This window comes from Comamonas sp. (assembly GCF_036666375.1).
Lineage (GTDB): Bacteria > Pseudomonadota > Gammaproteobacteria > Burkholderiales > Burkholderiaceae_C > Comamonas.
This window is the reverse complement of record NZ_JAVWWA010000063.1, coordinates 1-13,398: the sequence shown is the minus strand read 5'-3', so window position 1 is coordinate 13,398 and position 13,398 is coordinate 1. Positions and strand designations below refer to the sequence as shown.

At 64.2% G+C, this 13,398-nt stretch carries 12 protein-coding genes; 9 read left to right on the top strand and 3 right to left on the bottom strand.

The annotated features are described in order from the left end of the window. Positions 1-13 precede the first annotated feature (13 nt). Positions 14-1,198 carry an ABC transporter substrate-binding protein gene (locus RR928_RS15425; protein WP_332538380.1) on the bottom strand — a complete coding sequence of 395 codons (1,185 nt, stop codon included), beginning with the start codon at positions 1,196-1,198 and terminating at the stop codon, positions 14-16. 461 nt (positions 1,199-1,659) lie between these two features. Here RR928_RS15425 and RR928_RS15420 point away from each other — a divergent pair, with 461 nt between their 5' ends. The 7 genes from RR928_RS15420 (at position 1,660) to RR928_RS15390 (ending at position 9,422) form a co-directional block, all read left to right on the top strand. After that, on the top strand, positions 1,660-2,994 hold the full coding sequence (locus RR928_RS15420; protein ID WP_332549127.1) for an MFS transporter: 1,335 nt from the start codon (positions 1,660-1,662) through the stop codon (positions 2,992-2,994). A gap of 33 nt (positions 2,995-3,027) precedes the next feature. Further along, a complete protein-coding gene (locus tag RR928_RS15415) occupies positions 3,028-4,068 on the top strand; it encodes an aromatic ring-hydroxylating dioxygenase subunit alpha (RefSeq protein ID WP_332538378.1) in 1,041 nt (346 codons plus the stop codon). Further along, positions 4,068-5,042: a PDR/VanB family oxidoreductase gene (locus RR928_RS15410; protein WP_332538401.1), complete on the top strand. Its 975-nt coding sequence runs from the start codon at positions 4,068-4,070 to the stop codon at positions 5,040-5,042. Before RR928_RS15415 ends, RR928_RS15410 begins: the two co-directional genes overlap by 1 nt. 18 nt (positions 5,043-5,060) lie before the next feature. After that, positions 5,061-5,468, top strand: a complete 408-nt coding sequence (ligA, locus tag RR928_RS15405; RefSeq protein WP_332538377.1) for a protocatechuate 4,5-dioxygenase subunit alpha — start codon at positions 5,061-5,063, stop codon at positions 5,466-5,468. Beyond that, positions 5,468-6,340 carry a class III extradiol dioxygenase subunit beta gene (locus RR928_RS15400; RefSeq protein ID WP_332538376.1) on the top strand — a complete coding sequence of 291 codons (873 nt, stop codon included), beginning with the start codon at positions 5,468-5,470 and terminating at the stop codon, positions 6,338-6,340. The genes ligA and RR928_RS15400 overlap by 1 nt, the downstream gene beginning before the upstream one ends. After that, on the top strand, positions 6,337-7,047 hold the full coding sequence (locus tag RR928_RS15395; RefSeq protein WP_332683192.1) for an alpha/beta fold hydrolase: 711 nt from the start codon (positions 6,337-6,339) through the stop codon (positions 7,045-7,047). The genes RR928_RS15400 and RR928_RS15395 overlap by 4 nt, the downstream gene beginning before the upstream one ends. A gap of 359 nt (positions 7,048-7,406) precedes the next feature. Next, complete coding sequence (locus RR928_RS15390; protein WP_332683190.1) at positions 7,407-9,422, top strand: ankyrin repeat domain-containing protein; 2,016 nt, start codon at positions 7,407-7,409, stop codon at positions 9,420-9,422. Positions 9,423-9,479: 57 nt separating this feature from the next. Here the strand turns inward: RR928_RS15390 and RR928_RS15385 are convergent, their stop codons facing one another. Next, complete coding sequence (locus tag RR928_RS15385) at positions 9,480-10,784, bottom strand: LysR family transcriptional regulator (RefSeq protein ID WP_332683188.1); 1,305 nt, start codon at positions 10,782-10,784, stop codon at positions 9,480-9,482. A gap of 162 nt (positions 10,785-10,946) precedes the next feature. Between RR928_RS15385 and RR928_RS15380 the strand changes: the two genes are divergently transcribed. Together RR928_RS15380 and fdhA are read left to right on the top strand one after the other, a co-directional pair. After that, positions 10,947-11,399 carry a nuclear transport factor 2 family protein gene (locus RR928_RS15380; RefSeq protein WP_332683186.1) on the top strand — a complete coding sequence of 151 codons (453 nt, stop codon included), beginning with the start codon at positions 10,947-10,949 and terminating at the stop codon, positions 11,397-11,399. 125 nt (positions 11,400-11,524) lie between these two features. Further along, positions 11,525-12,730, top strand: a complete 1,206-nt coding sequence (gene fdhA / locus RR928_RS15375; protein WP_332538371.1) for a formaldehyde dehydrogenase, glutathione-independent — start codon at positions 11,525-11,527, stop codon at positions 12,728-12,730. Positions 12,731-12,771: 41 nt separating this feature from the next. On the opposite strand, the gene RR928_RS15370 is transcribed toward fdhA, so the two are convergent. Then, positions 12,772-13,239 carry a MarR family winged helix-turn-helix transcriptional regulator gene (locus RR928_RS15370; RefSeq protein ID WP_332538369.1) on the bottom strand — a complete coding sequence of 156 codons (468 nt, stop codon included), beginning with the start codon at positions 13,237-13,239 and terminating at the stop codon, positions 12,772-12,774. Positions 13,240-13,398 lie beyond the last annotated feature (159 nt).

Sequence of the window (13,398 nt, the reverse complement as noted above, 5' to 3'; positions counted from 1 at the left end):
GAACGGCGGCGGCTCACTTGCCCAGGCCGAAGTCGGTCTGCGGGCCGAAGCTCTGCTGCTCCTTGTTGACCAGCTGGCCGCCCGCGCGCTCCACCTTGCGCAGGTAGACGTTCTGCGTGATGTGCCGCGTCTTGGCATCGATGCGCACCGGGCCGCGCGGGCTTTCCCACTGCAGCGTGCGCGCCGCGGCCAGCGCCTTGGCGCCATCCTTCCTGCCGTCCGTGGCTTCTATCATCTTGTGGATCACGTACATGCCGTCCCAGGCGCCCACCGAGGCGTAGTTGGCGACGGCCGCCGGATCGCGCTTCTTCAGCGCGTCGACGAACTTGCGGTTCTCGGGCGAGTCATGCGCGCCGGAGTAATGGAAAGCGGTGGTCAGGCCCAGCGCGGAGTCGCCGAACTTCTGCAGATCGAACTCGTCGGTCTCGGCCGTGCCCAGGAACTGCACGCCGGCCTTGGCCAGACCGTTCTCGTTGTAGGCCTTGACGAAGCCCAGGTTGGGCGGGCCGCCGGGCAGGAAGGTATAGACCGCCTGCGCGCCGCTGGCCTTGATGCGCTGCACGAACGGGCCGAAGTCGGTGGTGGCAATGGGCATGCGTATGCTCTCCACGACAGTGCCGCCCTGTTTGACAAACTCGCTCTTGAACGCGGCTTCGGCATCGATGCCCGGGCCGTAGTCGGTCACGGCCGTGACGACCTTCTTCATGTTCTGCTGCGCGGCCCATTGCGCCAGCGGCACCGTGACCTGCCACAGCGTATAGCTGGTGCGCAGGAAATACTCGGACTTCTCGGTGATGGCCGAGGTCGCGGCGTTGAACACCACCGTGGGCGTGCGCGACTGCTGGATCAGCGGCGCGACGGCCAGCGCATTGGGCGTGAAGACAAAGCCGCCGAGGTAATCCACCTTGTCCTTGACGATCAGCTCCTGCACCAGCGTCTTGGTCTGGCCCGGGTTGGGGCCGCCGGTGTCGCGGTAGATGAACTCGATGTCCTTGCCCGCGAGCTTGCCCCCCTGGCTGGCCACATAGGCTTCCACGCCCGCCTTGAACAAGGCGCCGTAATGCGCGAAAGGCCCGGAGAACGGCCCTATGACCCCGACCTTGACGGCCGCGCCCTGGGCCAGGGCGGGCGCGCCGGCCAGGGCCAGGCCGGAGGCGGCAATGAGAGCGCGGGCAAGCGTGCGGCGGGAGGGGTTCATCGGGTGTCTCCTGGGTTGGCGCTTGCGTGCAGGCTTGCCGCAAGTCGTGTTGATATGCGTCAAATTATGGTTGGCATACCAACCAGTTGCAATGCCAACTTGTTAGGTGTTTTCCCGGGAGATTGCGGCGACCCAAGATCGGCGTGAGGCCGTACTCGCTGTGCCCTGGAGCGGCAGAACCCCGCTTTCTCGCATCGTCGGCGCTGCGGGCTTGCACCCCTTGCCTATTCCTCATTCACCTGGCCAATCAGATTGTCATCAGCTAAACGCATAGCTGATTTCTGATTTCGCATTGGTGTCTTTTCACTGTGGTGGCGATACTTTGACGCAAGAGCTGGCTCGCCTGTTGCCTTCGTGAAGCGGGATGGGCGTGCATAGCTCCACCAAAGAAACCAGTCGCGCGCAGCGGTCGCCGCGGTGACGGCTGGACATGGAGACAACCTGCTCCCACAAGGACTTGTATGAATGACATTCGCAAGAAGATGGACGACGGTCCGATGACGTCGTTTCAGTGCCTGGCCGTCGCCATCTGCATGATGCTCATCATGCTGGACGGCTTCGACGTTCTCGTCATGGCGTTCACGGCCTCGGCCGTGGCTGCCGAGTGGCAGCTCAACGGCGCGCAACTGGGCGTGCTGTTCAGCTCGGGGCTGATCGGCATGGCCATAGGCTCGCTGTTCGTCGCCCCGCTGGCCGACCGCCTGGGCCGCCAGCCCGTGGTGCTGCTGTGCCTGGTCGTGGTGTCGGCGGGCATGCTGCTGTCGGCCATGGCGCGCAGCCATATCGAGCTCGCAGCCTTGCGCGCCATCACGGGCGTGGGCATAGGCGGCATGCTGGCCAGCGTGGGCGTGATCACTTCGGAGTTCGCGTCGCAGAAATGGCGCAGCACGGCGATCGCGCTGCAGGCCACGGGCTACCCCATAGGCGCGACGCTGGGCGGTCTGATGGCCGCCTGGCTGCTGACCCACCATGGCTGGCGCTCGGTGTTTGTCTTCGGCGGCCTGGCGACGGCGCTGATGATTCCCGTCGTGCTGTGGCGCCTGCCCGAATCGGTGGACTTCCTGCTGGGCCGGCGTCCGGCGCGCGCGCTGGAGAAGCTCAACCGGCTGATGGCGCTCATGGGCCAGGCGCAGGTGTCCCAGCTGCCCGTGCAGCGCGCGGGCGAGGCGCCGCAGGGCAATACCGTCGCAGCGCTGTTTCGCAACGGCCTGGCGCGTCCCACGCTGATCCTGTGGGGCAGCTTCTTCCTGCTGATGTTCAGCGTCTACTTTTCGCTGAGCTGGACGCCCAAGCTGCTGGTCCAGGCCGGCATGTCGACCCAGCAGGGCGTCACGGGCGGCGTGCTGCTCAATCTCGGCGGCATTGTCGGCGGCAGCCTGTTCGGCTTTCTGGCCCTGAAGGCCAAGCTCAAGCACCTGGTGTTCGGCTGCATGCTGCTCTATGCGCTGTTCACCGCGCTGTTCGGCGCCGCGTCGGCCAACCTGGGCTTTGCATTTGCCACGGCCGTGGGCCTGGGCGTGTTCCTGTTTGCCTCCATGGCCGGCCTGTACGGCCTGGTGCCTGCAACCTACCCGGCGGCGGTACGCGCCACGGGCATGGGCTGGGCCATAGGCATAGGCCGCATAGGCGCGATCGTCGCGCCTTTCATGGCCGGACTGCTGCTCGACGGCGGCTGGAGCCCGGCGTCGCTGTACTACGTGTTCGCGCTGCCGCTGGTGGCCGCGGCGCTGGCGGTGCTGGCGACGGGCGCGGCCCAGGCGCAGGTGCCCGCAGCGCGCATCGCTTCGGCCCACTGAGGCGTACTTCTCTCACTCTTTCCACGATCCATCATGTTTTTGCTGAACACCTGGTACGTAGCCTGCAGGGCCGACGAAATTCCCGAGAACAAGCCCCTGGGGCGCACCATCTGCAACGAGCGCATGGCGTTCTTTCGCGGCCCCCAGGGCATTGCCGCCGTCGAGGACTTCTGCCCGCACCGCGGCGCGCCGCTGTCGCTGGGCACGGTCTGCGAAGGCAAGCTGGTCTGCGGCTACCACGGCCTGGAGATGGGTTGCGACGGCAAGACCGTGGCCATGCCCGGCCAGCGCGTGCGCGGCTTTCCCGCGATCCGCAGCTACGCGGTGCAGGAGCGCCATGGCTTCGTCTGGGTCTGGCCCGGCGATCAGGCAAAGGCCGATGCCGGCCTGATTCCTGAACTGCATTGGGCTCACAGCCCCGAATGGGCCTATGGCGGCGGCTACTACCACATCAAGGCTGGCCATCTGCTGATGATAGACAACCTGATGGACCTGACGCACGAGACCTATGTGCACTCCACGTCCATAGGCCAGAAGGAAATCGACGAGACGCCCTGCATCACCAAGGTCGACGGCGACCATGTGACCACCAGCCGTTTCATGGACGGCCTGCCAGAAGCCCCGCCGTTCTGGCGCATGGCGCTGCGCGGCAACGGCCTGCCCGACGACCAGCCCGTGGACCGCTGGCAGATCTGCCACTTCGAGCCGCCCAGCCATGTGATGATCGAAGTCGGCGTGGCGCTGGCCGGCCATGGCGGCCATGGCGCGCCCGCGGACAAGAAGGTGTCGTCCATCGTCGTCGATTTCATCACGCCCGAGACCGAGACCACGCACCATTACTACTGGGGCATGGCGCGGCAGTTCCGGCCGCAGGACGCGGCGCTCACCGCGTCCATCCTTGAAGGACAGGGCAAGGTGTTTGGCGAGGACACCGAAGTCCTGGAGCGCCAGCAGGCCAACCTCACGGCCTGGCCCGAGCGCAAGCTGCTGCTGCTCAACATCGACGCCGGCGGCGTGCAGTCGCGCCGGGTGATCGACCGGCTGCTGGCGCAAGAGCGCGGCCAGGCCGCATGATGGCCGATACCCGCGCCGAGCTGCAGGTGCGCGTCGCGCGGCGCACGCTAGAGGCCGAAGGCATCTGCGGCCTGGAACTCGTCGCCGCGGACGGCAAGCCGCTGCCGGCGTTTGCCGCGGGCTCGCATGTCGACGTGCATCTGCCCGGCGGCATCGTGCGCCAGTACTCGCTGTGCAACGACCCGGCCGAGACCCACCGCTACCAGATCGCCGTGCTGCGCGACCCGGCCTCGCGCGGCGGCTCGGCCGCGGTGCACGACCTCGTGGCCGAAGGCGACGCGCTGCGCATCAGCGCGCCGCGCAACCATTTCGCGCTGGCCGCAGACGCGCCGCGCCATCTGCTGCTGGCCGGCGGCATAGGCGTGACCCCCATCCTGTGCATGGCCGAACGGCTGGCGCTGCTGGGCGCGCGCTTTCGCCTGCATTACAGCGGCCGCTCGGCGCAGCGCATGGCGTTTCGCGCCCGCATTGCCGCCGCGCCCTTCGCTGACCAGGTGCAGCTGCATTTCGACGACGGCGCGGCCGCGCAGCGGCTGGACATCGCGGCCGTGCTCGCGGCGGCCGAACCCGACACCCATCTCTACGTCTGCGGCCCCCAGGGCTTCATGGACGCGGTACTGGGCACGGCGCGCAAACAGGGCTGGGCCGAGAACCGGCTGCATTGGGAGTTCTTTGCCGCCGCCGATGCCGGCCCGCGCGGCGGCGACGCGGCGTTCGAGGTGCAGCTCGCGAGCTCGGGCCGGGTGGTGAGCGTCGCTGCCGACCAGAGCGTGACCCAGGCGCTGCTGGCCGCAGGCGTCGACGTGATGGTGTCGTGCGAGCAGGGCGTGTGCGGCACCTGTCTCACGCGCGTGCTCGCGGGCGAAGTCGATCACCGCGACGCCTATCTGACGCCCGAGGAGCAGGCCGCCAACGACCAATTCACCCCCTGCTGCTCGCGCGCGCGCGGCGCGCGTTTGGTGCTTGATCTTTGAAACCGAAAGTGCAGACCGATGGCATTGGACAAACCTTATCTTGACGTTCCGGGGACCACGGTCTTCGACGCCGAACAGTCGCGCAAGGGCTACTGGCTCAACCAGTTCTGCATGTCGCTGATGCAGGCCGGCAACCGCGAGCGCTTTCGCGCCGACGAGCGCGCCTATCTCGACGAGTGGGCGATGAGCGCGGCGCAAAAGCGCGCCGTGCTGGCGCGCGACCTCAACGCCTGCATCGCCCTGGGCGGCAACATCTATTTCCTCGTGAAAATAGGCGCGACCGACGGCGTCAGCGTGCAGAACATGGTCTCGACCATGAGCGGCATGAACGAGGAGGACTACCGGCTGATGATGCTGGGCGGAGGGCGCTCCATCGAAGGCAACCGCTACCTGCACGAGCAGGGCGCGCAGGAAAAGAGTCTCTGATGGCCCGCATCACCGCCTCCGTCTACACCTCGCATGTGCCGGCCATAGGCGCAGCCGTCGATCTGGGCAAGACCCAGGAGCCGTACTGGCAGCCGCTGTTTGCCGGTTTCGCGCCTTCGCGCCAGTGGCTCAGGGACCACCGGCCCGACGTGATCCTGCTGGTCTACAACGACCACGCCACCGCTTTCAGCCTGGACTTCATTCCGACTTTCGCCATAGGCACGGCCGCGCAGTTCCAGCCCGCCGACGAAGGCTGGGGCCCGCGCCCCGTGCCCACGGTCATGGGCCACCCCGAGCTGGCCAGCCACATCGCGCAGTCGGTGATACAGCAGGACTTCGATCTGACCATCGTCAACAGGATGGACGTGGACCACGGCCTCACCGTGCCGCTGTCATTGATGTGTGGCGAGCAGGACCCGGCCAGCGGGGCCTGGCCCTGCCCGGTGATTCCGATTGCGGTCAATGTCGTGCAATACCCCGTGCCTTCAGGCCAGCGCTGCTTCGATCTGGGCCGCGCGATACGCCGGGCCGTCGAGAGCTTCGATCAGGATCTCAACGTGCAGATCTGGGGCACGGGTGGCATGAGCCACCAGCTGCAGGGCGCGCGCGCCGGCCTGATCAACCAGGAATGGGACAAGCGCTTTCTCGACCTGCTGATAGAGAACCCCACGGGCCTGGCGCGCCTGCCGCATATCGACTATGTGCGCGAGGCGGGCTCCGAAGGCATAGAGCTGGTGATGTGGCTGATCGCGCGCGGCGCCATGGCGGATATCGCCGGCCCCGCACCGCGGCCGCATGTGCGCCACCGCTTCTACCATGTGCCCGCGTCCAATACGGCTGTCGGCCATCTGATCCTGGAGGACGCGCCATGAGCCGGCCCTGCGTGGTATTGCTGCCGGGCCTGCTGTGCGACGCGGCGGTCTGGCGCGCGCAGACTGCGGCGCTGGACTTCGCCGACTGCGTCGTGCCCTCCTATGGCGCGGCCGCTTCCATTGACGAGATGGCGCGCGGCGTGCTGGCCAGCGTTGCGGCGCCGCGGTTTTCGCTCGCCGGCCATTCGATGGGCGGGCGCGTGGCGCTGGCCATCGCCAGGATGGCGCCAGAGCGCGTAGAGCGCCTGGCCCTGCTCGACAGCGGCATGGAGGCGATCGCCGCGGGCGAGGCCGGCGTGCAGGAGCGCGACAAGCGCCTGGCGCTGCTGCACAAGGCGCGCCACAGCGGCATGCGCGCCATGGGCGAACAGTGGGCGCGCGGCATGGTGCACCCCGACCGGCTCGATACGCCGCTGTTCGGTGAAGTGCTGGACATGGTTGCGCGCTTCACGCCCGAGCTGTTCGCCGCGCAGATCGAGGCGCTGCTGAACCGGCCCGACGCTGCGCCCGTGCTGCAAAACCTGCATTGCCCGCTGCTGCTGGCCTGCGGCCGCCAGGACAGCTGGAGCCCGCTGTCGCGCCACGAACGCATGCAGCAGCTGTGCGCGGGCTCGCAACTGGTGGTGATAGAAGACAGCGGCCATATGAGCACCATGGAACAGCCCGCCCAGGTGTCGCGCGCGCTGGCGGCCTGGCTGGGACGCTGACGCCCCTATTGGCCTGCGGCTTCGCGCCGCGGCCGCTTGGTGCATGTCTTTTCAAGGCCTGCCTGCAGCGCAGGTGTCCGCGCGGGAAGCACCGCCTACGCCTGCGTCGTCCTCCAGCAAGCCAGCATCTGTAGGTCAACGCCTAATTAATAGCAAATCAATAGCAAATAGCTATTGATTAAAACATCCTATTTGCATAATCTAAATGCATGCACTGTCGTGCTGCGTGGCAACTGGCAGCAGCGCTGGTCGCGCCTTGCTGCACCCGACAAAGGGGGGCGTGGCGGCAAATGTCCATCCGCAGCGGCATGCTCGACCTCTATTAGAAATTTGCAGAAATAGGCATATTAGGATGTGTGATGCGTTTGAATATTGAGAAATGTAATGAACTTTTGAAACAATCCCAATTGGGAAATATTCGGGAAGTTATTGAGCTATTGTCTCGTGCTGATGTGGATGTCAATTATATTGCGAAATTCACTCGCAGTACTTTTTTAGACAAGAATGCTATCACATATGCTGCGGCTGGCGGTCATGAAGAAATAGTCAAGCTTTTGCTGATCAATGGTGCGAACGCAAATTGTCATTTTAAATATGTAGGTTCTCCACTCCATCAAGCCATTGCCAATGGGCATGCATCAGCAGCTTTGGCCATCATTCGCTATGGAAATGTCAATTTCCATCAGACGCATCGGATGACTTGTGGCGTGGAACATATGGGCTATAGCGTAATTGCGCATGCACTTGGCAATAAATTTTTCGATGTGGCCGTTGGTTTGATACAGGCGGGGGCATGCTTCAGGCCTGTGGATTCGACAATAAATCTCTCCTTCTACAGTAATTCTATCTCACATCTTTTCATCCGCGGGGATGCGTCAGTGGCCAAAGAGTTGGTATTGAACCATAAAAGTGCATGGCCGGATGATGGGGGTATTGCCTCTGATATCTGTGAAAAATCCATGCCTGAAGTTGTTCTGGAGTTTATTAATGGAGGCGGAAGTCTTAATAGCGCTCGATATTTGTTTTCGCGCGGCTTGCTGTCCATCAAAAGAAAGAGCCTGGAAGACACCCTGGCGGTAAGAAAAATTTTCCTTGAGAAAATTTGCATTGTTCACCCTAGAGATATTGGCTGGATATTTCCCGAGAAAGAATGGGAAGATATGCGTGGATTTCTGGAGTGCGACAGTGACATCAATATTCGCGGGGCCTTGGGCATCACACCCTTGATGGTTGCGGCACAACTGGGCGACGACATCTTGGTGGGCAGGATGATAGAGGCCGGTGCGGACATTACGGCGGTCAATGATTTCGGCGGGACGGCGCTGACCATGGCCGTGCGCGCTGCCAATGCAAAGGTGATGGACAAACTGCTTTCGGTGGCCAAGCTCGCAGTGTTTTCAGATGCAGTCCTGAATGACGATGTTGAAACCGTACGTGAGTTCGTCAACCTGCGTCAGATAGATGTCAATCATGCGTATGAAAAGGGTAAAAATGCGCTGATGCATGCCTGTGAAAAAGAGAATCTGGAGATGGCAGAGGTCTTGCTGGGCGATATGATATGGACGTTCGATCTATTCAACAAGTACGAGAGCCCTGCTCCGGCAGGAATGCGTGCAGACATCAATGCCAAGGATGTCAATGGTGATACCGCTTTGGCTAATTCTTGTAGAAGTGGGAAAAATTCTGCGGTCAGGTTTCTGCTGAAGAATGGTGCGGATGTCAATACCATAAATAATGATGGTGATTCTGCTCTTGCGCTGTGCTGCAAAATTGGGAATATTGCGGGTGCAGAATTGCTCTTGTTGAACAGTGCAAATGTCAATCTTCAGAATGCCGAGGGTAACACGCCATTGATGATTTCCTGCTTCAATAAAAATACGGAGATGGTTAATCTTCTGGTGTCCGGCATTCAGAGAACAGTAATCCTGTTCGGCAACAATGGTAAAGCAAAGAACTATTGTGCAAATTTGCTCGATGTTGATATCAAGAATAATGCAGGTCAGACCGCATTGATGCTGAGCTATATGGGAGAGTCAAATTTCCATATCATCAACGCCGTGCTGTCTGCTGATCCTGAAGATACAGGCCCTTTTGATGTTTACGGTCGCAAAATCCACGGTGACTTGGGGCCATTCAATGAGAAAGATGACCATGGCTATGATGACTTGGCCGTCGGGGTCAAAAGACAAAGAACTGCCTTGGTTCTCGAAGAGAACGATGATGAACTGCAAGGAATGGATGACCAGGAAGAGGTGCAGTTGCTGCCGCTTGCGGATTTCTTGACTTTCCATGCAGACGGCGCGCTTGATGCTGTGCCGAATGCACAGGAGGAGGCGCTGGCGATTGCTTCGCCGAGCTTTGCCGATCTGGCATAGGCCCGTACCCCCACCCGCAGTTCCATGGCGCGCCCATGGTTCGCAGCGCAGCGGTCATCACTTCGGAGGTCGGGCCAGCGACAGCACGGGCTCGGTTGAAGCGCGCGCGGCCTGCACGCAAGCCTGTGTGAACAGCGCCAGATCCTGCGATGCCGTGCTCTGCGCGCGCATGGCAAGGCCTATGCGCCGGCGCGTCGAGGGCAGCGCCAGGGGCAGGATGCAGAGTTGGCCGCCATGGTTGTCCTGCAGCGCCTGACCGCGCGAAGCCAGCGCCAGGCGTCCGGTCTGCAGCACGAAGGCCAGCGTCATGGTCGGGCTGCTGGCGTTCAGGCTGCCGCGTGGCGGTGCCAGGCCCTGGGACTGGAACAGTCGCACCATGGCCCGGTCCGCGGGCGTGCCCGGCAGCGGCGTGACCCATTGGCATTCCAGCAGGTCCTTGAGCGCGAGCTGTTCGCGCCATCTGCACGCGTGGTCCGCGGGTGCCACGACGACGAGATCGTCGTCGAACAGCTGGAGCTGGCGCACTTCATCCTCGGGCACGTCGTCGCGCAGCGCGCCCGCGATGGCGTCGATGTCGGCGCTCAGCAGCTGCTGCATCAGGCTTTCATAGGTGCCGTCGACAATGCTCACTTCGATGTCGGGGTGGCTGGCGGCGAGCATGGCGACTGCGCGCGGCAGGAAGATGCTGACCGACAGCGGCAGCACGCCGACTACCACGCGCCCGCGGATCTCGCCGCGCCAGGCCGACATGTCGCTGTCCATGCCGCGCACTTCGGCCAGCGCGAGTTTCACGCGGCGCAGCAGGGCTTCGCCCGCGGGCGTGAGCCGTGTGCCGAAGGTCAGCTTGTAGAACAGCTGCAGGCCCAGGCTGGTCTCCAGGCCTTGCAGCGCCGCGTGCACCGCAGGCTGGCTCAGGCCCAGCGATTGCGCTGCCTGCGCTTCGCTGCCGCAATCGGCAATCGCCATCAGCGCGCGCAGCTGGCTTGCGGGAACGATTTCGGCAAAACGCTGGGGCAGGGGCGAGCGCCGGGCGGCGAGCGTTGCCGCGGCCTGGGCCTCGGCCGCGCCGCTGGCCAGGTGCTGGAGCATGGCCGCGATGCGTTGCGCGAGCTGGCTGCCCAGCGTGGTCGGCATCATGCCGCGCGCGCCGCGCATGAACAGCGCCGCGCTGCAGGCCTGCTCGAGCTGCAGCACCGAGCGTGCGACCGCGGGCTGGGACAGGTGCATGGACTCGGCGGCGCGCATGGTACTGCCGTGCTGCACCACCGCCAGCATGGCCCGCATCGCGCGCAACTGCCCGATCAGCGTGGGAAGATGCGTGGCGATGCCGGACGCGGGCCGCGAGGCAATGGAAAGGCTCATTTCGACGCGCTCTGTAGAGGGTGGTTTGGGCGGGAATGCATTGTCCCATAAGAAAAACGCATTGGTAGAAGCGACAGCGGCATTGGCCCGCGCGCGCCTGTCATGGAATCCTTGAGGCCTGGATCAAGACGGCACAGGCCGCGCAATCCACGGAGACATTGAATGAACAACACTATCGAACAACTGCTCACCCGCCAGGCCTGCCAGGATCTGGTGCTGCACGCCGCCGCGTTGGCGGACGCCGGCGATGCCCAGGCCCTGGCCCGGCTGTTCGCCGAAGACGCCGTGCTGCAGCGCCCCAGCGGCGAGCCGCTGCAGGGGCGCGCGGCCATTGGCGCGGCCTATGCCCAGCGCCCGCCGGGTCGCATCACGCGCCATCTGGTCACGAATACGCTGTTCGATTTTTCGGACGACAGCCGGCCGGGCGCGCTGAGCCAGGTGCTGCTGTGGTCCTGCGACGCAGCCGCCGAGGCCGGCCCGCATGGCCGGCCCGCGCATGCGCGCCAGCTGGTCGGCGAGTTCGAAGACCAGTTTGTGCGCGCGCCCGATGGCCGCTGGCGGATACAGCGGCGCACCGCGCGTTTCGTGATGTTCCGCGACGCCGATCCCGGCTGAGCCGGTTCAGGGAAAACGTGGACAAATCGGTGCGGCGTCAGCGAATCTCATTCTGTACACTGAATTTCATTAAGTACACGCAATGAATGGCGTGGCGCAGCTTTCACAACCAGCAAAGGAGCATCATGGCGGGAAACAAAGGGGTGGTTTATGTAGGGCCGGGCAAAGTGGAAGTTCGCGAAATCGCGCTGCCCGACCTGGTCGATCCGCGCGGTCGCAAGATCGAGCACGGGGTGATTCTCAAGGTGGTCTCGACCAACATCTGCGGCTCCGACCAGCACATGGTGCGCGGCCGGACCACGGCGCCGCAAGGTCTGGTGCTGGGCCACGAGATCACGGGCGAAGTCATTGAGGTCGGGCGCGATGTCGAGACACTCAAGAAAGGCGACCTGGTCTCGGTGCCGTTCAACGTCGCCTGCGGCCGCTGCCAGACCTGCAAGGAGCAGAACACCGGCGTGTGCCTGAGCGTCAACCCGTCGCGCGCCGGCGGTGCCTATGGCTATGTCGACATGGGCGGCTGGGTCGGCGGCCAGTCCGAGTACGTCATGGTGCCTTACGCGGATTTCAACCTGCTCAAGTTCCCCGACCGCGACCAGGCGCTGGCCAAGATGCGCGACCTGACCTGCCTGACCGACATCCTCCCCACGGGCTACCATGGCGCGGTCACTGCCGGCGTGGGCCCGGGCAGCACCGTCTATGTGGCGGGCGCGGGACCGGTGGGCATGGCCGCCGCCGCCTCGGCGCGGCTGCTGGGCGCGGCCGTGGTCATCGTCGGCGACGTCAATCCGCTGCGCCTGGCGCATGCGCGCAAGGTCGGCTTCGAGACCGTGGACGTGTCGCTGGATGCGACGCTGGGCGAGCAGATCGCGCTGATTCTCGGCACGCCCGAAGTCGACTGCGCCATCGATGCCGTGGGCTTCGAGGCGCGCGGTCACGGCCATGCGGGGGCCCAGCACGAGGCGCCGGCGACGGTGCTCAACTCGCTGATGGAGGTGACCCGGGCGGCGGGCAAGATCGGCATTCCCGGGCTCTACGTCACGGACGATCCGGGCGCCAAGGACGCCGCGGCGCAAAAGGGCGCGCTGAGCATTCGCTTCGGCCTGGGCTGGGCGAAATCCCACAGCTTCTTCACCGGGCAGACGCCGGTGATGAAATACAACCGCGCGCTGATGCAGGCCATTCTGTGGAACCGCATCAACATTGCGGAAGTCGTCGGTGTGGAGCTGATCTCGCTGGACGACGCGCCGCGCGGCTACGCCGAATTCGACGCCGGCGCACCGCGCAAGTTCGTGATCGACCCGCACGGCATGCTGGGCACGGCACGCGCCTGAGCTTTCGGGTAAGGGCTGGGCGCGGCGCGCAGGCGCCGCGCTCAGTCGGGCCGCAGCGGCGCGCGGCTCTGGTCGTTGTTGATGCGCACGAATTTCTGCAGCAGCCGCATGAACTCCTGTTGTTCGTCGGCATCGAGGTTCGACAGCATGTTGGCGCTCAGCTGGTGCACGCCGGTCACGAAGCCCGACAACATCTGCGTGCCGGCATCGGTCAGCGCGAGCCGGCGCTGCCTGCGCGGCAGGATCTCGCGCACTATCCAGCCCTTGGCTTCAAGCCGGCGCGCGATATCGGCGGCCGTCGAGTTGTCCAGCCCCACTTTGAGCGCGAGCGTGACCTGGTCTATGCCCGGAGTCTCCTGCAGCATGCGCAGGATCGCGTACTGCACGGGCGTCACATCGCGCCCCAGCTCCTCGTGGAACATGGACACCGCGATCTGGTGCGCGCGGCGGATCAGGTGGCCAGGCTGTTCGTAGAGGTCGAGCGACAGGTCGGAAGGGTTCTTTTTCATTGAGCAGATAGCGCTAAGAGTATGAGACCGAGTGTACGGGCCGCAAACCTTGCGCCATGCCAGCCGTCTTCGTGCGGGCCTGCTGTTTCGCTCAGGCCCGCACGCCAGGCTCAGGCGGAGTAGAGCAAGCCCGACTCCAGCACGCCCACCAGTTCCGCC